19 protein-coding genes and 4 pseudogenes are annotated in these 17,598 nt (G+C 68.4%); 8 read left to right on the top strand and 15 right to left on the bottom strand.

Features of this window, described 5'->3' with window-relative positions:
- The first annotated feature begins 104 nt into the window (after positions 1-104).
- From ACFYWX_RS43710 to ACFYWX_RS43725, 4 genes are all read left to right on the top strand, one after another.
- Complete coding sequence (locus ACFYWX_RS43710; protein ID WP_389430975.1) at positions 105-1,016, top strand: MerR family transcriptional regulator; 912 nt, start codon at positions 105-107, stop codon at positions 1,014-1,016.
- 20 nt (positions 1,017-1,036) lie between these two features.
- Positions 1,037-1,159 carry a hypothetical protein gene (locus ACFYWX_RS43715; protein ID WP_389430925.1) on the top strand — a complete coding sequence of 41 codons (123 nt, stop codon included), beginning with the start codon at positions 1,037-1,039 and terminating at the stop codon, positions 1,157-1,159.
- 138 nt (positions 1,160-1,297) lie between these two features.
- Positions 1,298-1,888: a hypothetical protein gene (locus ACFYWX_RS43720; RefSeq protein WP_389430926.1), complete on the top strand. Its 591-nt coding sequence runs from the start codon at positions 1,298-1,300 to the stop codon at positions 1,886-1,888.
- Positions 1,885-2,313 carry a hypothetical protein gene (locus ACFYWX_RS43725; protein WP_389430927.1) on the top strand — a complete coding sequence of 143 codons (429 nt, stop codon included), beginning with the start codon at positions 1,885-1,887 and terminating at the stop codon, positions 2,311-2,313. Before ACFYWX_RS43720 ends, ACFYWX_RS43725 begins: the two co-directional genes overlap by 4 nt.
- Here the strand turns inward: ACFYWX_RS43725 and ACFYWX_RS43730 are convergent.
- From ACFYWX_RS43730 to ACFYWX_RS43770, 9 genes and pseudogenes are all read right to left on the bottom strand, one after another.
- Positions 2,255-3,415, bottom strand: a complete 1,161-nt coding sequence (locus tag ACFYWX_RS43730) for a pentapeptide repeat-containing protein (protein WP_389430928.1) — start codon at positions 3,413-3,415, stop codon at positions 2,255-2,257. The genes ACFYWX_RS43725 and ACFYWX_RS43730 overlap by 59 nt on opposite strands.
- 217 nt (positions 3,416-3,632) lie before the next feature.
- Complete coding sequence (locus ACFYWX_RS43735) at positions 3,633-4,511, bottom strand: serine/threonine-protein kinase (RefSeq protein WP_389430929.1); 879 nt, start codon at positions 4,509-4,511, stop codon at positions 3,633-3,635.
- A gap of 467 nt (positions 4,512-4,978) precedes the next feature.
- Entirely contained in the window at positions 4,979-5,119 is a 141-nt protein-coding gene (locus ACFYWX_RS43740; RefSeq protein WP_389430930.1) for a hypothetical protein, read from the bottom strand.
- Positions 5,120-5,133: 14 nt separating this feature from the next.
- Positions 5,134-5,631, bottom strand: coding sequence for a TetR/AcrR family transcriptional regulator (locus tag ACFYWX_RS43745; RefSeq protein WP_389430931.1), 498 nt, complete (start codon positions 5,629-5,631; stop codon positions 5,134-5,136).
- Positions 5,632-5,639: 8 nt separating this feature from the next.
- Positions 5,640-6,527, bottom strand: a complete 888-nt coding sequence (locus ACFYWX_RS43750) for an NmrA family NAD(P)-binding protein (RefSeq protein WP_389430932.1) — start codon at positions 6,525-6,527, stop codon at positions 5,640-5,642.
- Positions 6,528-6,712: 185 nt separating this feature from the next.
- On the bottom strand, positions 6,713-7,663 hold the full coding sequence (locus tag ACFYWX_RS43755) for an NAD(P)-dependent alcohol dehydrogenase (RefSeq protein ID WP_389430933.1): 951 nt from the start codon (positions 7,661-7,663) through the stop codon (positions 6,713-6,715).
- A gap of 150 nt (positions 7,664-7,813) precedes the next feature.
- Positions 7,814-8,191, bottom strand: coding sequence for a nuclear transport factor 2 family protein (locus ACFYWX_RS43760; RefSeq protein WP_389430934.1), 378 nt, complete (start codon positions 8,189-8,191; stop codon positions 7,814-7,816).
- A 186-nt stretch (positions 8,192-8,377) separates the two neighbouring features.
- Complete coding sequence (locus tag ACFYWX_RS43765) at positions 8,378-9,172, bottom strand: DNA/RNA nuclease SfsA (RefSeq protein ID WP_389430935.1); 795 nt, start codon at positions 9,170-9,172, stop codon at positions 8,378-8,380.
- Positions 9,160-9,279: pseudogene (locus ACFYWX_RS43770) on the bottom strand (nuclear transport factor 2 family protein); the annotation flags it as partial. The pseudogene ACFYWX_RS43770 and the gene ACFYWX_RS43765, both read right to left, overlap by 13 nt.
- Here ACFYWX_RS43770 and ACFYWX_RS43775 point away from each other — a divergent pair.
- A complete protein-coding gene (locus tag ACFYWX_RS43775; RefSeq protein WP_389430936.1) occupies positions 9,269-10,150 on the top strand; it encodes a helix-turn-helix transcriptional regulator in 882 nt (293 codons plus the stop codon). The pseudogene ACFYWX_RS43770 and the gene ACFYWX_RS43775 overlap by 11 nt on opposite strands.
- A gap of 149 nt (positions 10,151-10,299) precedes the next feature.
- Here ACFYWX_RS43775 and ACFYWX_RS43780 read toward each other — a convergent pair.
- From ACFYWX_RS43780 to istA, 3 pseudogenes are all read right to left on the bottom strand, one after another.
- A pseudogene (locus ACFYWX_RS43780) lies at positions 10,300-11,319 on the bottom strand (DNA polymerase III subunit alpha); the annotation flags it as partial.
- Between the two features lie 395 nt (positions 11,320-11,714).
- Positions 11,715-11,927: pseudogene (locus ACFYWX_RS43785) on the bottom strand (AAA family ATPase); the annotation flags it as partial.
- Positions 11,924-13,626: pseudogene (istA, locus tag ACFYWX_RS43790) on the bottom strand (IS21 family transposase). The pseudogenes istA and ACFYWX_RS43785, both read right to left, overlap by 4 nt.
- A gap of 232 nt (positions 13,627-13,858) precedes the next feature.
- Between istA and ACFYWX_RS43795 the strand changes: the two are divergent.
- The gene (locus ACFYWX_RS43795; RefSeq protein ID WP_389430976.1) at positions 13,859-14,614 is read left to right on the top strand and encodes a class I SAM-dependent methyltransferase; all 756 of its coding nucleotides are present in this window, start codon (positions 13,859-13,861) and stop codon (positions 14,612-14,614) included.
- Positions 14,615-14,688: 74 nt separating this feature from the next.
- Here the strand turns inward: ACFYWX_RS43795 and ACFYWX_RS43800 are convergent, their stop codons facing one another.
- Positions 14,689-14,985 carry a hypothetical protein gene (locus ACFYWX_RS43800; protein WP_306959384.1) on the bottom strand — a complete coding sequence of 99 codons (297 nt, stop codon included), beginning with the start codon at positions 14,983-14,985 and terminating at the stop codon, positions 14,689-14,691.
- Positions 14,986-15,058: 73 nt separating this feature from the next.
- Between ACFYWX_RS43800 and ACFYWX_RS43805 the strand changes: the two genes are divergently transcribed.
- Positions 15,059-15,334, top strand: coding sequence for a hypothetical protein (locus ACFYWX_RS43805; RefSeq protein ID WP_389430938.1), 276 nt, complete (start codon positions 15,059-15,061; stop codon positions 15,332-15,334).
- Positions 15,335-15,464: 130 nt separating this feature from the next.
- On the opposite strand, the gene ACFYWX_RS43810 is transcribed toward ACFYWX_RS43805, so the two are convergent.
- Both ACFYWX_RS43810 and ACFYWX_RS43815 read right to left on the bottom strand, forming a co-directional pair.
- On the bottom strand, positions 15,465-16,445 hold the full coding sequence (locus ACFYWX_RS43810) for an NADPH:quinone reductase (protein ID WP_389430939.1): 981 nt from the start codon (positions 16,443-16,445) through the stop codon (positions 15,465-15,467).
- Between the two features lie 21 nt (positions 16,446-16,466).
- Positions 16,467-17,045 carry a PadR family transcriptional regulator gene (locus ACFYWX_RS43815; RefSeq protein WP_389430940.1) on the bottom strand — a complete coding sequence of 193 codons (579 nt, stop codon included), beginning with the start codon at positions 17,043-17,045 and terminating at the stop codon, positions 16,467-16,469.
- Positions 17,046-17,168: 123 nt separating this feature from the next.
- Here ACFYWX_RS43815 and ACFYWX_RS43820 point away from each other — a divergent pair, with 123 nt between their 5' ends.
- Complete coding sequence (locus tag ACFYWX_RS43820) at positions 17,169-17,561, top strand: ester cyclase (protein ID WP_389430977.1); 393 nt, start codon at positions 17,169-17,171, stop codon at positions 17,559-17,561.
- The last annotated feature ends 37 nt before the right edge of the window (positions 17,562-17,598 follow it).

Genomic DNA, 17,598 nt, shown 5'->3' on the forward strand with positions numbered 1-17,598 from the left:
TTCCTGGCATTGGCGCGGGGCGGTGTGTATGGGGTTGCACCTTCCGTAGCGGCATGTGGTCCGGTGGACTTACCTCCCGATCCCTTGAGGAAAGGTCCCTGCTCATGCATTCGTCTTTCATGCCACCCCGCCAGGTCAAGATCGGTGACGCGGCGGCCTTCGCCGGCAGCACGCCACGGGCGATTCGCCATTACCACGAGATCGGCCTGCTCCCCGAGCCTGAGCGGGGCGGCGATGACCGCCGCCGCTACGGGTACGAGGACATGATCCGCTTGCTGTGGATTCGCAAGATGGCCGACGCCGGGATCGCCCTGGACGACATCCGTGACGCCTTTACCACCGGCACGGCTTCCGCCGGTGCGGACAGCGGAGACGGTATCGCGGGCATCCTGGAGCGGTTGGAGGAAACCCTCGCCGAGCAGGAGGCGGAATTGCGTCGGCAGCGGACCGCCGTGCAGCGGATGCGCACCGAAGGCAGCCGGATGGGCCTGCTCTCCGAGTTCGTCACCGACCGTCTCAAGAGCCTGCCTGAGGGCTCCCTGCGTCAGGCGGACCTGGACAGTCTGCTGGTCACTGAGCGGATCTTCGGCCCGCTCGGCGCGGCCGTCCAGACCAGCCGCTTCGTCGTCCTGGCCACGCATCCCGCTCTGCGGGAGGACTCCGACCGCATCGATGACGCCGAGGAGGCACTCGATGACAGCGTCGCCGTCGATGATCCACGGGTGGCTCAGGTGGCCGTCGAGCGGCACGCCTTCGAAAGTGCCCTGCAGGCCGTCATCGAGGAGTCCGGCCTAGGGAAGGACGACGATGCCCTCTTCGACGCCTGGGAAACTTTGCACCCTGCTACCGCCGATGACGGCGAGGACGAGGCCGACCTCAGCTCTGGCAGGCGGGAGGCTGACTCCATGAGCGCGTTCGAGGCCACCGGCAAGATGCCCTACGACTTCTCCCCAGCCCGCCTGCGCTGTATGGAACTGGCCGAAGAACTATCCGCCCAAGAGTCACCCGCTACCTAAAACACGGCCTAACCGTCCTGATGCTGCTCCACTTCCTCATGGCGCGAGGCCTGGATCTGAGGCTGGCCACCGAGGCGGATGTGCTGGATTTCAGGCAGTGGCGGCGGGCGGACGCCGAGGAGACCGCCGAGGAGGCCACCTGAGATCGGGGCGCCGCCGCGATCGGCGGGCTCTACGACTACCTGGCCCAGGTCGGTTACGTGAGCGGGCGGCCCCGGCGCGCGACGGGACGCAGAGAGTCCCTGGGCAGCGGGGTGAGCCGGGATCTGCGGGTCCGGCACATGGAGCTTGATCAGTACCTCTTCTTCCGGGACGTCGGATTCGGCGGACTGGAGCCGGGCGGCGCCCTGGACTTGGGCTTCCGGGGATGGCGGCCGCACCGCAACCGCTCGGCATTGGAGCTGGCACTGCTGACGGGGATGCGGATCCAGGAGTGGTCGACCCTGCTGCTGCCCGAGCTCGGCCTAGCCGGCGGCCGCCGACTCGCGGTCGCGGAGGTCGACCTGGTGGCGTGTGCGAAGTACGGGCGGCCGCGGTCGGTCTACGTGCCCCTAGACGCGATGGAACTGCTGGACCCCTGTCTGCTGCTGGAGCGGCCGAGGATCGTGGCGACAGCGCGGCGCACGCTGCGGCGCCAGGTGCGCGACCTGTTCGTGGTCCAGCGGATCGAAGGGGACGGCACCCGGGTCCGCGGGGTCCTGGAGGGCGTCACGATCACCCGGGTGATCAAGGACATGAAGCCGGGCCTGCGGCGGATCACCATGCTGGAGACGGGCGGTGGCCTGGACCCGCTGGCGCTGTTCATCAGGGCGGCCGGATGCTCACCGGCTCGGGCTGGGACCGCATCCGCTGGCGGGCGTGGAAGCGGATGAAGCAGTGGAGCGTGCACGAGGCGGCCCCGGCAGGCCAAGTCGACCATCAACCACTTCGACAGCAGCGACGCGATCACTGCTTCGTCAGGCACGCCAACAACAACTGTCACGTCACCGGGCTTCCACAGATCCCCGAGCAGAAGCTGGCCCCGCACATGTTCCGCTGCACCATGGCGATGCTCACCCGGGAGTTCCCCGGCTCGGAAATCGCCGTCGGTATGCAGCTCAACAACGTCGCCACCCGGGCGCTCGCGAACACCACCACCCAGGGCTACACCGAGCCCTCGCCCGCCTGGGCCCAGCACCTGATGGCTTTATCAGTGAGTGCAGGATCCGACGGCACTTGCTCGCAAAATCGGGCCGAGTTCAGCGCGTCCCGCCCTCGGGCGGCCGGAGGCGCCCCCATCGGACGTTGGCGCCGCTGAACTGTGCGTCGTCGAAGGCGACCCGGCCCCCGTTCACCTGAGCACGGACGAAGGAGACCATGCCGCCAATGAACCTGGCGTGGCCGAGCGAGACGGTGCCTCCGTTGAACCGCCCGTGGTGGAAGGTGACCGTGCTGTCGGTGAACTGCCCATAGTCGAACGTGACGTTTCCACCGTCGAACCGCGCCGCGTAGAAGCTCACCGTACCGCCCGTGAACTCCGCGTCATCGAGGGCGACGGCACCGCCGGTGAAGCGTCCGTGGTCGAAACTCAGCGTGCCTCCGGTGAACCGTACGCGGCGGAAGGCGAGCGAACCGTCCTCAAGTCGCGCCCGGGTGAAGGTGACCGTGGCGTTGCCGAACTGCGCGTAGTCGAAGCCGACCGTGCCGCCACTGAACCGTGCTTCGTCCAAGGCGAGCGTCCCGCCGCTGAAACTCGCATGGCGAAACGTGATGCCCCCGGGACCAAGCAGCGCGCCGCAGAAGGAGAGCGCGCTGCCACTGAACCGCGCCTCGTCGAAGCTGACCGTACCGCCCTGGAATTGCGCGTCGTTGAACGAGACCGTGCCAGCGCCGAATCGCGCGCCATGGAAGGTGACCGCGCCGTCGAGGAATCCGGCTTCGTCGAAGCTGATCAGGTCACCGACGAAGTCGGCGTCGGCAAAGGAGACACTGCCACGAAACCGGCAGCCGGAAAAGTCGCCTCCGTCGAAGGTCGCGCGGGTGAAATCAAGTGCGCAGGTCGACCAGGAAAACTCCTCTCGTGACTCCCGGAGGTGATCGCGGATGACCTGGATGATCGTCTGCCGTACCTCCCGTTCTCCCTTCGTGTACTGATCGGACTCCGGATTACATTCATAGGGCATGCGCAGATAGGCGCACAGAACGTCCACGCAGACCTGACGTTGCTCCACCCAGTCGTCGGCCAGCCGGGCCATCGCGTATACGCCGGCGAGGCGTACGGCCGGTCCTTCATGGCCGAGTTGGTCGGCCGCCGTGCTGTAGCGCTCGGCGAACTGGGTCGCGTCCGCCCGGTGGGCATCCCCTTCAGCGATGCGCTGCTTGCGGTAGGCGTACACACCGGCGAGCACCGCGCCGAACACCGTCAGGATGGCGATGCTGAGCCTGATGCCGTCGGGAACGCCGAGGGTCTCCGTGGGTTCCGCCAGCCGACGGACGAGCCAGTACGCCACGACGCCGGCGCCCCAGACCACGACCACAGCCAGACCGGCCACGATCCACACGGGCCACAGGTCCGGCGCGTACCGACCGCTCGTATGCCTCCATCGGCGCGGCCACCAGCGTCTCCGAGGCATCGTTTCAGCGCACCCGGCCGCCTGCGGCGTAACCCAAATCCGCTACGAAATCGCGGCATGAGCCGTAGCGATCCTCAGGGGCCTTGGCCATCGCCTTCGCCATCACCCTGTCGACGGCCGGCGCGAGCCCCGGCCGTTTCCCGGAGAGCTCCGGCGGCGGGGCGGATAGGTGCTGATGCATCAGCTCCAATGCACCCCCATGGAATGCCGGCTCACCCACAAGGGCCTCATAAACGACGCACGCGAGGCTGTAAAGATCGCCCCGACCGTCCACAGGGTGGCCTTCGAGCTTCTCGGGGGTCACGTATTCAAAAGTGCCGATGTTGACCTCTTCAAAGATGCCGATGTTGACCTCCGGGTTGGGGGACGCGGCCAGCGCTGATTTCGCCATTCCGAAGTCCGTGAGATACGCATAGGGAACGTCACCGACACCGCCCGTGGCCACGAGGATGTTGCCGGGCTTCACATCCCCGTGTACGAGATGGTGCTCGTGCGCGGCATCGAGCGCCGACGCCACCTGAGCGGCGATGAGCAACGCATCTGTCAACGGCAGGGGACCGTCCCGGTCCAGGAGAGTCCCCAAGTCCGGCCCGGAAACGTAGTGCATGGCGATGTACAGGACACCGTTAAACTCTCCCGACGCGAAGATCGGAACAATGTGCGGATGATCCATCGCAGCGGCCACGCGCGACTCATGGAGAAAAGTGCGACGGACAGCGTCGCTGTGAGTCTGTTCGGGAGGGAGTACTTTCAGGGCCACGGCACGGCCCAGCCGCAAATCTGTCGCGAGGTAGACGACGCCCGTTCCGCCGCGGCCGATCTCACGCTCCACCTGGTAGCCCGCGATCTGTGAACCAAGTGAAATGGGTTGATATCGGGCCACCTGTCGAAAGTAGCATCCGGACGCCTCGGGGCCATGGATATCGGTGAGGGTGCTGCGGCGCGATGTCGGGTGCGGACCGTCCCCTACGACCGCCGGCTGATGTCGATGCCCGCGCCAGCGGTCGGCTGACCGGGTTCGAGTTCCGAGACACGGCCTAGCCGAGAACGCCGCTCTCCGCGGACCACTCACCAACCGCTCCGGCGTGGTCGTCCCACTGCCTCTCGCCCGCCAGAGTGAGCGGATGTGAAAGACGGGAAAGGCAGGCCACGTCAGCCCAACGTCGGCCTCCTCTGCGCCCGTGCAGCTGGGCGCGCAGAGCCCGGAAAAGCGACATCGAGACGGCTCCTCCAGAGGTTTCCCGACACCCCCGTCCCGTTTCGTGTGCAGCTCTGGACCGGGTCAGCACCCGTGCTGTTCACCGGCCAGCCCGTACGTATCACCCGGTCTGCGAGTCCGTCGTGGCGCGTTCACTGTGACTCACCCCCGACTACGCGCTGCACGAGGTCCACCCAGGCGCTCTGCAGGCGGCCGGCCGATACGGAACACGCGCGGCGCAGGTAGTCCGACAGCTCGATGTTCAGGAAGCCGAGCAGGGCGTGAGCGAGCATGTCGCAATCCCCGTCTACTCCTGCCTGGTGCAGCAGTGAGGCGACATGACGGTGGAACGCCTGCCAAGTACCGGATGCATAGCGGCACTCGAGGGGAGGTGGCGGCCCAAGATGGTGCCCAGGTCGGAATCGGCTGCTGTGCGGTCGATCAGGGCGCAGCCGAAGGCTGTCAGCCTGTAAGCGGCGGGTGCGCCTGGTCCCAACGGAGGCGGGCCCGTGGTGTAGGACTGTCTGAACTGGGCCTCTGCCTCCCCCAAGAGGACCAGGAGCAGACCGTTGCGGTCGCCGAACCGCCTGAAGAGGGTGGCCTTCCCGACACCGGCTCCTTGTGCGATGGCCTGCATGGTCACATGCTGGGCCCCTCGTTCAGCAATCAGTCGAGTGGCCGCGTGCAGAAGCCGGATCCGGTTTCGGGCCGCGTCGGACCGCTCCGTCGCGGGAGATGACACGTCGGACCTCAACGCCTCGGGGGGAAGAGCTTTGCTGCCGGGCTCGCTGACGGCACCCTTCATTGGTGCGGTCAGCCGCGCGGGTCGAAGGTCTTGGTGGGGCCGGCCTTGAGGGCATCGGCGACGGCGGCGGCCAGGGTGGTGGATGGGCGGCCGATGAGCTGGGGCAGGTCGGTGCTGTCGGTGTACCAGTCGCCTCGGGTGGCCGCGAGGCTGGTGTCGGCGAGTAGATCGGCGAACCCGGCGGGCAGGCCGGCTCCGGTCAGGGCTTTGGCGTACTGGTCGACCGGCATGTCCTGGTAGGTGACTGGCTTGCCGGTCTGACGGGAGACTTCGGCGGCCAGATCGGACATGGTGAACGCGGTTCCGCCGAGCTCGTAGACCTTTCCCGCCTGGTCGTCGCCGGCCAGGAGGACGACGGCGGCGGCCGCGGCGAGGTCCGCGCGCGTGGCCCCGGAGATCTTTCCGTCGCCGAAGGAGCCGATGATGGCGCCGTGTTCCAGGGCGGGGCCGAGGGTGGTGGTGTACATCTCGACATAGGCGCCGTTGCGGAGCAGGACATGCGGCAGGCCAGAGGAGCGCAGTTCCTGCTCGGTCTGCTTGTGCTCCTCGCCGAGCCGGAGGGTGCTGGTGCCGGTGTTGACGAAGCTCGCGTAGGCGACCATGCCGACGCGTGCTTCGACGGCGGCAGCGATCGCTCGCTGGATCTGCGGGTGTCGCTGCCCGAACACGGCGCCCGGGACGAGCAGCAGCGTGGTAGTACCCGCGAAGGCGGGTACCAGGGTCTCGGGCCGGTCGTAGTCGGCTTCGCGGACCTGTACGCCCCGCTCGGCCAGGTCGGCGGCCTTGGCGGGGTCGCGGACAGCCGCGACGATGCCGCTCGCGGGCACCCCCCGCTTGAGCAGTTCGTCGACGACGAGGCGGCCGTAGTGTCCGGTCGCTGCAGTGATGGTGATCATGATGGTTTCCTTGTCGGAGTGGGTGCAATGACGCCCTGAGCGGATGCCGGGCCGCACGGGCGCGTTCGAGCAGCCCGGCGCCGGCTGGATCGGGGGGCGCCACTGATGCGTCGCCAGATGGAGGCAGGTGCGCGGGAGCGGGTGGAGGGCTGGTCGCCTTGGCGGTCGGGGCGCTGTCGGACCGGTCAGGTGCCTGGGGTCATGAGGATCAGGCCCTTGCCGTTGATCTTGCGGCCCTTCTCCAGGTCGGTAATCAGGGTGGTGGCGGTGTCCAGGGGGACGGTTTCGCCGATGGACATGCGGATGTCCCCGGCGTCAGCCCGGGCGGCGGCCTCGGTGAGGGTCCGGGTGTTGGGCTTGCAGAAGAAGATCTTGTGGCGGCGGGCGAGGACGGCGTGCGCGAACTTGGCGGGGGTGGCGTTGATGTCGAGGTAGAGGCCGGTCTTGTTCAGCAGCCGCATCGCGGTCCGGACGGGGAGAGAGCCGCTGGTGTCGTAGACGACGTCGAACGTGCCTTGGAGTTCTGCCTGGTCGGCCGGGTCGGTGGTGGTGTAGTCGTAGACCCGGCCGACGCCGAGAGCGCGGGCGCGGTCCGTCGAGGTGGGGCCGCTGGTGCCGGTGACGGTGGCGCCGAGGGCCTTGGTGAGCTGGACGACGGCTTCGCCGACGCCGCCGGTGGCCCCGTTGACGAAGACCCGCTGCCCGGCGCGCAGGCGGGCGCGGTCGATGAGTCCGGCCTGGGCCATGACCGCCGGGGTGGCGAGAGCAGCGGCCTGTTCGAAGGACAGACCGGCGGGTTTGAGGGCGAGGTGGGAGGCGGGGACGATGACCGCTTGGGCGAAGGCCCCGCTGGGCCCCAGCGGAGCGATCCCATACACCTGGTCGCCGGGCTTGACGGCGGTGACGCCGGGGCCGGTCGCGGTGACGGTGCCGGCGAAGTCCGAGCCCATCGCTCGGGGGAACGACCGGCCGGTCATCATCTTCAGCGCACCCTGCCGGACCTTCCAGTCGATTGGGTTGACCGCGGCCGCGGCAACCGTGACCGCGACCTCGCCTTCCTTCGGCGAGGACAGGACGAAGTCCTCCAGCCGCATCGTGTCGGGGCCGCCGTAGCGGTGGTACTGAATCCTGCGCATGAGACGTGTTCCTTGAAGAAGACCCGTCCTGAGGGACGGGATGGTGCGGTGCTGCGGCATTGGGGTGGCTGGTGCCTGTCGACCGACGGTGCCCCGGGAGCCCGGGCCATGGGTGGTGGTCGGCGGTGGTGGTGTCACCCGCCAGCGGGGTTACCGGCCGGTGCCGCCTTGCAGGGCGGCGAACGGCGTCTGGTCGTACACGACCCGCAGCGCGCTGATCTTGCCGTCGGTGACGGTGAGGTGGGCGCCGGTGGTGTTCGCGGGCACGGGCGCGGTGTCGACGCTGTACATCAGCAGCGCGGACGTGTCGTCGCCGAACGCGCTGATCACCGTGACGCCGGTGATCATCGGCAGGAACACGGCCTCGGCCTCGCGGAAGGCGTCCTTGCCGGTCAGGCGGATGCCGGGCGCGTCGTAGACGATGTCGTCGGCGGCGTGGTCGACGACTGCGTCCAGGTTGTGGGCGACACGCGCGTCGAGCCAGGCGAGTGCGACGTCGCGTGCGGTGGTGGGGGCGGTGGTGGTCATGGGGTGCGTTTTCCTCGTGTTCGGTGGCGCGGCCGGTCGAGCTCGACCGGCCGTCTGCCTACATCTTTGGCGGCTTATATGACACGTTGTGTCATGTAAGGGGAAGAGTTCTGCTGGTGTGTGGGGTATGGCGGGGCCGGGTGAGCGGTCGCCCTCGCGCAGTCCGGTGCTACGGCGGTCGGCTCCTCAGGCGAGGAACTGGGGGGTGAGTTCGAAGTGGCGGCCGACGCGGACGCCGACCGCGTCGAGTCGGAGGTTGACCTGCCAGATTTCGACGCCGCGCTGCACGGCCTGGGCGACTTGGGCCTTGACCTCTTCATGGCGGCTGCTACGGCGGACCTGGAAGCCGGGATTGTCGTAGAGGAAGCAGACCAGCAGGACCGCGCGTTCGTGTGCTTCGAGACTGTCGCCGAGTTCGCCGATGTGCCTCACCAGCCGATCGGTGGAAGCGAGCGGCGGGCGGGGCCGGGTGCGCACATGGTCGCCGAGGGGCACCTGGAGATGGTCCAGGGGCGTCTTCACCTCGATGTAGGTGTCGTCGTTGACGAGAAAGTCGAGGCGGGAGCCGCCCAGGGTCTTCTCACGCTGGACGCAGCTCACGGTGACGATCTTGCTCAGGAGGTTGTTCTTCAGGGCCTGTTCCACGTAACGGTTGGCGGCGGTCTGGTTGATGCCGATCCAGGCAGGTTCCTGGGTGCCGGGCGCATCGACGCTGACGGCTTCGACGGTGTATGGGGTCTTGCGGGCAGAGCTGTGACTGCGGGAGAGCAGACAGGGCAGGCCGTCCAGGACGAGATCGCCGATGCGGCCGGTGGTCGGGCAGTGGCAGGCGACCTCGGTCCCGGCGACGTCTGCGTCGATGATGAACCGGTTGGGGCCAGCACGCCGATCACGCTGCTGCTGATGAGGGCGCTGGTGAACGGCTCCAGGAACTGGCGGTATCGGTCCAGCCCCTCGAAGCGGCCGTTCGGCGCCTCGCACACAATGTCCTCAGCGACGAAGGACATCGCCTTGTCGATGTCGCCGCCGAGCCAGGCACGGACGAACTCGTCGGCAATCTTCTGGGCAGAGCCGGTGATGGCGGTCATAACAGGTATTCCCTTTCCTGGAGCACTGCTCCCGTGCGTCCCCCAGGCCCCAGTACAGCTCGTGTACTGGCGGCCCGTCTTCCGGGAGCGGCCGGGCCCTGTTCGTTCTCTTCTCCGACAGCGCCCACGCCGACCTCGGCCTGGGCCTGGGCCTGGGCCAAGCCCTCGGCTCCGCCCTGCGCAAAGTCATGGCAGCCCTGCCCGCCCCACACCGCCCCGACGCCGACCTGGCCAGCGCCGCATCCTCATCGACCCCGTCCGCTGGCGCGGCACCCCCAGCCCCGACCACCCCGCCCCGGACCTCGCCCCCTTCCAGCAGGCCGCACTCACCGACCGGCGCCTGCGCCTGCGCTACCGGCACGGACGGGACAACCGCGTGGGCACCTACACCGTCGACCCCTACGGCCTCGTCAACAAAGCCGGCGTCTGGTACCTCGTCGCCGACCACGACGGCGAAGCCCGCCTCTTCCGCACCGACCGTGCCCTGTCCGCCTCCGTCCTCGACCAGCCCGCCCGGCTCCGCGACGGCCAGGAGCTCACCGACGTGTGGCAGACCCTGCGCCGCCGCATCGACGACATCCCCGCCCCGCTCGCCGTCACCGCCCGCGTCCGCAACGAGATCCTGGCCAAGTTCCTCCGCATCCACGAAGCCGACCTCGCGGCTCCCGCCCCGGCCGAGTCGCCCCCCGAACCCGAGGGCGAGCCGGGCTGGACGAAGGTCGAGCTACGCTTCCGCTCCCTGGTGGCCGCCGAGGCACTCCTCGCCTTCGGCCCCGACGCGGAAGTCCTCACCCCCGAAGATCTCCGCCAGGCCCTGGCCCGCAAAGTCGCCGCAACCGCCGCTCTCTACACCCCCTGCCAGGACACCTGACCGGACAGCCCGGGCACACCCACCACCTCTACCAAGAGTCGAGGACACTTCCGCAAGTGGAGGCAGCTGCCAGAACTGACCGGTCCAGCCCCCGAACCTGGTACGCCCCCTCGCGCGAGTGGGCGTTGGTGTGTCTCGTGAGACACCTATCAGCCTGGAGAACCCTGACTTCGGTGGCCGAGCCGGCGCAGGTCCGCGGAGCGGGTCCCGGCGGGCTGGAGATCGGCGTAGGGGTAAAGCCGCGCCCCGGCCGTGCCGTCGGCGAGCGTGCGCTGGGGCGTGGCCGGCTGTGCGGGGGTGGGGGCCGGGCCGGTGCGGCCGAGGAGGTCGAGGGCGGCCTGGGGGCCGTGGTCGCGGCGGGCGGCGGCCACCTCGTCCAGGTCCCAGGCCATCTCGCCGACAACGGTGCGGCGCGGGCCGCGGGCCTCGACGGTGCCGCGCACCAGCAGCAGCCCGGAGTGGAAAACGGTGTGCGCGACGTTCTCGTGGGAGTCCTCGAAGAACGCGATGTCGACCAGGCCCGAGCCGTCCTCCAGGGTGCAGAAGATGACGCGCTTGCCGGACGGGATTGGGGGCGTCTGCGTGGAGGCCCGTACTCCGGCGACCAGCACCTTCTGTCCGGGCACCATGGCGCGCAGGTGGGCGGCGTCGGTCGCGCCGAGCTCGCGCAGCAGCCGGTGGTGGTGCTCCATCAGGTGCCGGCTCACGTCAATGGAGAGGGTGTCGAGTTCGGCGCCGAGCTTGTCGCGACTGGTCATCTCCGGCAGTCCGCTCGGGGTCGCGGTCACCAGCTCGCCGCCCAGTGGCAGCTGCCCGTCGGTGGCGGTGCGGTTGCGGGACTGCCGGTGCAACTCGACCGCCTGCAGCAGCAGGTCCCGCCGGGTCAGACCGGGGGAGAGGGCATCGAGGGCGCCGATACAGATCAGGCGCTGCGCGAGCGGCAGGGACGGGCGGGCACGCTGCCACAGATCCTGCAGGCCGGTGTAGGGCTGGCCGGCCGTAAGGCGGGCGGTCTCCGCCTCGCTGATGCCCTTGACCGTCGTGAACGCCAGGCGCACCCCCCAGCCCTGTCCGGTCTGCTCCACGCTGTGCTGCCCGCGGGAGTGGTTGACGTCGACGGGCAGCACGGCAACGCCGTGGCGGCGGGCGTCGGCGACGATGACCCGGCGCGGTTGTTCACGCTGAACTGTCGTGTCTCGTAAGGCTGGTTGGGTGACCCCTCGAACGCACTTGTCGGGTGTTCCGTGCTGTGTCCCGTTCGTACGGTCGAGGGCATGGAGGTGGCGTTCGGACCGAGATGGACAGCCATGGCGGACGGGTCAACGGGCAGTGGGTCAAGTGGAGTTCGCTGAAACCGTCTCAGCGGCGGCGCCTGGTGGCGCCGGACGGCGGGTCGATGTTGCTGGCCGTCCGGTCCGACGGAGGCCCGTTCACCGCCTGGTCGAGCCTGTTCGAGCGGACCAGCCGCCGGATCGCCGAGCGCTACGAGCCGCGGTTTCCCCACGTTCATCCGCACCGCTGCCGTCACACGATGGCCATGGCCACCATGGAACGGCTGGTGGCCCTTGATCCGGCGTTCGTTGCGGCGCCTGGCGCGGTCGTCGCACTCGGCCAGCAGCAGTTCGGCCAGGAACACCAGGTAGGACATCTGGTCGTTGCCGGCCTTGGCCGCCAGGTCGGGAAACTGGTTGCGGATCGTGGGCAGTCGCAGGACCCGGCATGCCTGGTCGACGGCGGCTTCGGCGGCTTGTTCACTCATCCGGCGGCGAGGGCTCATGGCGGCGGCTTCTTCCTGCTCGGCTTCTGGGTGGGTCTCGGGGCCGGCGCGCGCCCAGCGGCGGCCACGGCGGCTCGCCGGCTGGGAAGCAGCTGGTCGTAGATCGACACGTCAGGCATGGGGCGGGTGTCTTTGGGCAGTTGCGCCAGGCGCCGCTGGGTCAGCGAGGTGACGGTCGCTGCGACGGCCCGGTCTGCCTCGGTAGTGGCTCGGCGTCGTGGCTTGGCCGAGGTCGGTGCGTCGTTGTCGGCGATGCGGCGGGCTTCCAGCGCGGCCGCGTCCGCGGTGAGCGCTCCGACCTGGAGCGCGGCGGCCAGGCCGGCGATGACGTGGTCGTGCTGCATGTGCCGGTGCAGCAGCAGAACCTCGATCAGAGCGCGGGTGCCGGCGGTGTCGCCGTGGGCGTTGCAGGCGGCTGTCCACCAGGCTTCGTGGATCGGGGTGAACTGGCCCGCGGCCCGGGCCTGTTCGAGGACCGTGGCGCCGGGCAGCGCGCCCGGTTTGCGCAGCAGCGCTTCGAGATAGTGATCGAGCTCGAGCCGTGATCCGCTCTTGGTCAGCAGCCGTTCGTGCTGGGCGATCTCGGTGCGGCCGTCGAACACCACGAGCTCGGAGGCGTGCAGCAAGACCCGGACCTGGCGGCCGATGAACCGGGTCGGGACCGAGTAACGGTTGGTGCGGACGGTGATCTGGGAGAACCGGTCGACCCGTGGGGTGAACCAGCGGCCGGTCTCGAACGTCTCGACGGGCAACGGCTTCAACGACGGCCGTTCGACGGCGAACAGCTCGCCGATCGTGCGGGGACGGGTCCCGATCCGCCGGGCCTCGTCGGCCAGATCCCACTCGTCGATCAGTATGTTCAAGTGCGCCAGCGAGTCGATCTCGGGGACGGGAACGAAGTGGTTGCGGCGAAACCAGCCGATCTGGCCCTCGACGCCGCCTTTCTCGTGGGCGCCCTCGATTCCCGGCGTGCAGTAGAACGGCTCGATGCCGTAGTGGGACCGAAATGCGGTCCACCGGTCGGTCTCGACCCGGCGCCGCGTGAAGCCGAGCACCGACGCGACCGCGGCCTTCAGGTTGTCATACCGGATCTTGCCGAACGGCACGCCGCCCAGCACTCTGAAAGCGTGCTCGTGGCCCTCGAAGAACGCCTCCTGACCGCCGGAGGCGAACACCCGGTGCACCGCCTTCCCGGAGAACGACAACCGCAGGCAGAACAAATGGCACTTCACCAGCTCGCCCCGCAAACGGACCGCGACCTCGCCGAAGTCGACCTCGGCTTCGGCGCCGGCCAGGTGCGACTGCTCGATGAACACCTGCGCCGGGCCACGGCCGGCCTCGACCCGAATCTCCGGCTTCCGCTTGGCGACGTAGGCGCGCGCACGACCTGGTAGGACACGTCGTCCATCGCGTGCTCGTTGATCAACCGGCGATAGATCCGGACCACCGTGTGACGCTGCTTCCTCGGCGCATCCAGATCAGCCAGCAGCATCTGGTCGATCACCGGCTTGAACGGATCCAGCTTGGAACGGCGAGGCGCGTACGGTTCCCGAGGTTGCGGCCACGCCGAACTCAGCGCCTTCTGAACAGTCCGCCAGCCCACCCGGTACTTGCGCTCCAGCGCCCGGTTCGACATGCCCTCGCGAGCGTCACGCCGCAGCGCGGCATACAACTCGACCTTCGACTGACCAGGCGGCATCGGCGGTGCTCCTTCACTGAGCACATTCACCTTGCCACCGCAACCCCGCGAGTGACACTACTTCTCACGAGCAACTTCCCAGCTAACCAGCCGGTGACATCCACTCAGACGGACAACTGACAACCCACAAACACCGTCAGAGCCATCCTTGCGAAAACCATTGGTGCCCGGCTTGCTCCGCTGATGGACTGACGTCCCACCGTGAGTCTGCCGCGTGACGGAGGTAGTGGTTGTGACAGGCTATGACGTGCTTGCCGAGGTGTACGAATGGCTCATCTCGGATGCAAAGTTGCCTCCAGCCGAGTTCGCTGCGTCGTTCGACGACGTTCTCAATCTCCTGCCGTCGAACGCTCACGTCCTCGACTGTTCGTGCGGAACCGGACAGTTGGCGGTTGGCCTCGCCGGTCGTGGCATGCAGGTTGTCGCAACTGACGCCAGCGAGGCGATGGTTCGTCGGACTGCAGAGTTGTCTGAGGAGTTCGGGGCATCCGTCCGGGCCGTACGGGCGAACTGGGAAGAGTTGCCCGACCATTTCCAGGACAACACGTTCGACATGGTGTTCTGCGTTGGCAACTCGCTTCACCATGCCGCGGGCGCGACAGGCAGGGGTGCTGCTCTGGAGTCGATGTCACGGCTTCTGCGCCCCGGCGGGCGCTTGGTACTCACATCCCGCACTTGGGAACTCGTGAGGGCCAGAGGTTCCCGGCTGGAGATCAGTGACCGACTCGTCCGCCGGAACGGTCGCGATGCCGTCGTGGTCTACCGCTGGGAGATTGCGCCGCATTGGGAGGAGGAGCACCACATCGAGATTGCGATCGCGCAAGTTGATGCGACCGGGTTGGTTCTTGTCCGCTCGGAACTGCTGTCCTGCTGGCCCTACCGGTACGAGGAATTCGAAGTCGAGCTGCACCGGGTCGGACTCCAAACGGAACTGAGCACGTTCGATCTTGAGGCCGAGAACTACATGGTGGTCGCGAGCAAGGTATAAACACCGGACTCTCAGTCCCTGGCCGGACCGCGCGGTTGCTCGCAGGACGCTTGCGCCCTCTCATCGGTGCGGGTTCAAGTGGTCAACGCAACGCCTCGGACGAGGAGTGCTCGTCGATCAGACGGCGGTAGATCCGGGGTGACGGTGTGGCGCTGTTTCCTGGTCGCGTCCAGATCAATGAGCAGGATCTCGTCGATCAGCAGCGTGAACGGATCCAGCTTCGACGGCCGCGCCGAAGCGGTTGTCGTGCGTGGCTGCGGCCAAGCCGAGGTCAGGGCCTTGTTGACCGTGCTCCAGGTGACGCCGTACTTGCACTGCAACGCCCGGTTCGACATGCCATCGCGGGAGTCGCGCCGCAGCGCGGCGTACAACTCGATTCGACTGGCCAGGCGGCATCGGGGGTGCTCCTTTACTGAGCACATCCAGCTTGACACCGCAACCCCGATGGTGACGTCAGAATTCGCGAACATCTCTCTGGGCCATCACCTGGTGCCGTCAGCTTTCACAACAACTGACGTCACCAACTACCGACAGAACCACGTCGGTGACCTCGCCTTCGACCTCGTGACCCTGGACGTCGCCGGGACCCCCGACCAGTCCCTCGTCATCCTCACCCCCGAGCCCGCCTCCCCCTCCGCGGAGGCCCTCGCCAGCTGGACCGGCGCGCCGGCTTCCGCACCGGCCGCTGCCGAAGACGCCCGCGACACGGCCGCCGGCTGACACCGGCCGACAGGGCACTGCGCCGAGCGAGGCCGACGGGCCGGGCGGGCCTTCCTGGATGTGGTTGAAGGAGCTCCTGTTCCCTCTGCCGCGGAACGCTACGGCCGTCCGTCGCGTGGGCCCAGCTGTATCACCGGGGGATGGTGACCAGAGTGCGGCCGCGGCCGCCGGCATCGACGCGGTCGTGCGCCTGGGCGATCTCCTCCAGCGGGAAACGGGCGCCGATGTCCACCGTGAGGGCGCCGACGGCGGCCGCGGCCGTGAGATCGCGGGCGGCCTGCCGTCTGGCCTCGGCGGGGAAGTCGTCGCTGCCGAGCAGGCGGAGGGTGACGTTGTTGAACAACAGTGGCCAGAAGGGAATGTCGGTCCGGTCGGCGCGGGTGGCGTAGGCGGCAATGACCGCATCGTTTGCGGCGACGGCGCAGTCCAGGTCGGCGTTGTCGGACAGGGCCACCTCGACGATGCGGTGGACTCCCTTCGGCGCACACGTGCGGATCTCCGCTGCCGGGTCGCCGGAGTCGAGGGCGACGGCATGAGAGACCACGCCGGCATCGACGCGGTCCAGGTCCTTCCCGCGCCGGACCGTGGCGAGCACGGTGGCCCCGGCCCAGCGGGCGAGCTGTGCGGCCAGAGAGCCGACCCCGCCGAGCACACCGTGCACCAGGACGATCTTGCCGTCGACCGGGCCGTCGGCGAAGACAGTGCGGTGGGCGGTGATCCCGGGGATGCCCAGGCTCGCCCCGAGCTCGTCGCCAAGGTGGTCGGGCAGAACAGCGGCCAGGTCGGCGGGGACGACGGTGTACTGGGCGGCAGTGCCGAACGGCCGGTAGGACTGCGCGCCGTAGACCCACACCCGCTCCCCCGTACGGCGCGCATCGACGCCTTCCCCGACTGCGTCCACGACCCCGGCGGCGTCACTGTGCGGGATCACGCGGGGAAAGGGCATCGTCGAGCCGAGCCAGCCACGCCGCTTCTTGGTGTCACCGGGGTTGACGCCCGAGACGGTCACACGGACGCGCACCTCGCCGGGGCCGGGCCGGGGGACGGGCAGCTCACCGACGTGCAGCACCTCGTCAGCGGGGCCCTGCGCGTCGTACCAGGAGGCAAGCATGCGGGGAACCTCCATCACCTGTCAGCCCGCGGGTTCTTCGAGCGTAGGGGGATCGTTGCGGGTGCGCGCGGCATCGGGCCCCGGCTCGCCCTCGCCGAGGAGGTCACGGAGCCAGGCGCGCTCGGCGCGGCTGGTGGCGCGGGCCGTGAGGAGCATCCCTCGCCGGTAGGGGTCGGTGACCTGCTCTGCGCGCAGCGGCTCGTCACCGTCGTAGAAGAAGCTCGCCGGCGCCTGCAGGAAGTCCAGTCGACGGCGCAGCACCGCGTGCTGGTCGGCGATGTCAGGCAGGAGCGAGAGGAACGCCAGGATGGTGAAGAACCGGCTGAAGTCGGTGATCTCATGGTCGGCCGGCTTGCGCAGGCGCTCCAGCATCTCGGCCCGCCCGTCGTCGGTCAGGCTCAGCACATAGCGTGCGGCACCGGCGCCCGGATCGGTGCTCCGCTCCAGCAGGCCGGCCCTGGCGAGGCGGTTGATCGCGGGGTACAGGGTGCCATCGCTCACCGGCCGGGCGTACCCGGTCAGCTGTGCGACGCGGCGGCGCAGCTCATGGCCGCGCAGGGGGCCCTCGGCCAGGAAGCCGAGTATCGCTAGTTCCAGCATGGCTTCATTGTCACACAGACACATCGAATCGATGCATACATCGATTCGATGTTAGGCTCTAAGCCTCCATCAACGTCTCCTGAGAGGCAGCGCGAGATGCCACTGCAGTCCACCAAGTCAGTGATGAACCGCTTCGTCGAGTTCATCAATACCGCCGACGAGGACCTTGCTCGCGAGGTCATTTCTCCGGATGCGGTGTTCCATGCACCAAGCCACCCGGAACCATTGCGGGGGCCCGCTGGGTACATGGAAGTCATCGGGATGATGCGCAGCGCCTTCCCGGACGTCCGGTGGACGCTGGAGGAGATGATCACCGAAGGTGACACGGTGGCCGCGCGGTTCACCATGCGAGGCACCCACGACGGCGAATTCTTCGGGATTCCGGCGAGTGGCAACAAGATCTCGGCGCAGGCCATGAACTTCTACTATCTGGCCGACGGCCGGATCATCGGGGAACGGGGGCAGCCCGACCTGCTCGGGGTGATGCAGCAGATCGGCGCCGTACCGACGCCGTAGGACGAGCGAGCGCTCAACCAGAACCCCGACCACCAGA

This window comes from Streptomyces sp. NPDC002888, from assembly GCF_042888465.1.
Taxonomy (GTDB): domain Bacteria; phylum Actinomycetota; class Actinomycetes; order Streptomycetales; family Streptomycetaceae; genus Streptomyces.

Excerpts from the sequence above, each read along its gene's own strand:
- ACFYWX_RS43710 (WP_389430975.1), top strand. The coding sequence starts at position 105 with ATGCATTCGTCTTTCATGCCACCCCGCCAGGTCAAGATCGGTGACGCG.
- ACFYWX_RS43715 (WP_389430925.1), top strand. The coding sequence starts at position 1,037 with ATGCTGCTCCACTTCCTCATGGCGCGAGGCCTGGATCTGAGGCTGGCC.
- ACFYWX_RS43720 (WP_389430926.1), top strand. The coding sequence starts at position 1,298 with ATGGAGCTTGATCAGTACCTCTTCTTCCGGGACGTCGGATTCGGCGGA.
- ACFYWX_RS43725 (WP_389430927.1), top strand. The coding sequence starts at position 1,885 with ATGAAGCAGTGGAGCGTGCACGAGGCGGCCCCGGCAGGCCAAGTCGAC.
- ACFYWX_RS43740 (WP_389430930.1), bottom strand. The coding sequence starts at position 5,119 with ATGCTCGCTCACGCCCTGCTCGGCTTCCTGAACATCGAGCTGTCGGAC.
- ACFYWX_RS43745 (WP_389430931.1), bottom strand. The coding sequence starts at position 5,631 with ATGAAGGGTGCCGTCAGCGAGCCCGGCAGCAAAGCTCTTCCCCCCGAG.
- ACFYWX_RS43750 (WP_389430932.1), bottom strand. The coding sequence starts at position 6,527 with ATGATCACCATCACTGCAGCGACCGGACACTACGGCCGCCTCGTCGTC.
- ACFYWX_RS43755 (WP_389430933.1), bottom strand. The coding sequence starts at position 7,663 with ATGCGCAGGATTCAGTACCACCGCTACGGCGGCCCCGACACGATGCGG.
- ACFYWX_RS43760 (WP_389430934.1), bottom strand. The coding sequence starts at position 8,191 with ATGACCACCACCGCCCCCACCACCGCACGCGACGTCGCACTCGCCTGG.
- ACFYWX_RS43775 (WP_389430936.1), top strand. The coding sequence starts at position 9,269 with ATGGCGGTCATAACAGGTATTCCCTTTCCTGGAGCACTGCTCCCGTGC.
- ACFYWX_RS43805 (WP_389430938.1), top strand. The coding sequence starts at position 15,059 with ATGGTGACGTCAGAATTCGCGAACATCTCTCTGGGCCATCACCTGGTG.
- ACFYWX_RS43810 (WP_389430939.1), bottom strand. The coding sequence starts at position 16,445 with ATGCTTGCCTCCTGGTACGACGCGCAGGGCCCCGCTGACGAGGTGCTG.
- ACFYWX_RS43815 (WP_389430940.1), bottom strand. The coding sequence starts at position 17,045 with ATGCTGGAACTAGCGATACTCGGCTTCCTGGCCGAGGGCCCCCTGCGC.
- ACFYWX_RS43820 (WP_389430977.1), top strand. The coding sequence starts at position 17,169 with ATGAACCGCTTCGTCGAGTTCATCAATACCGCCGACGAGGACCTTGCT.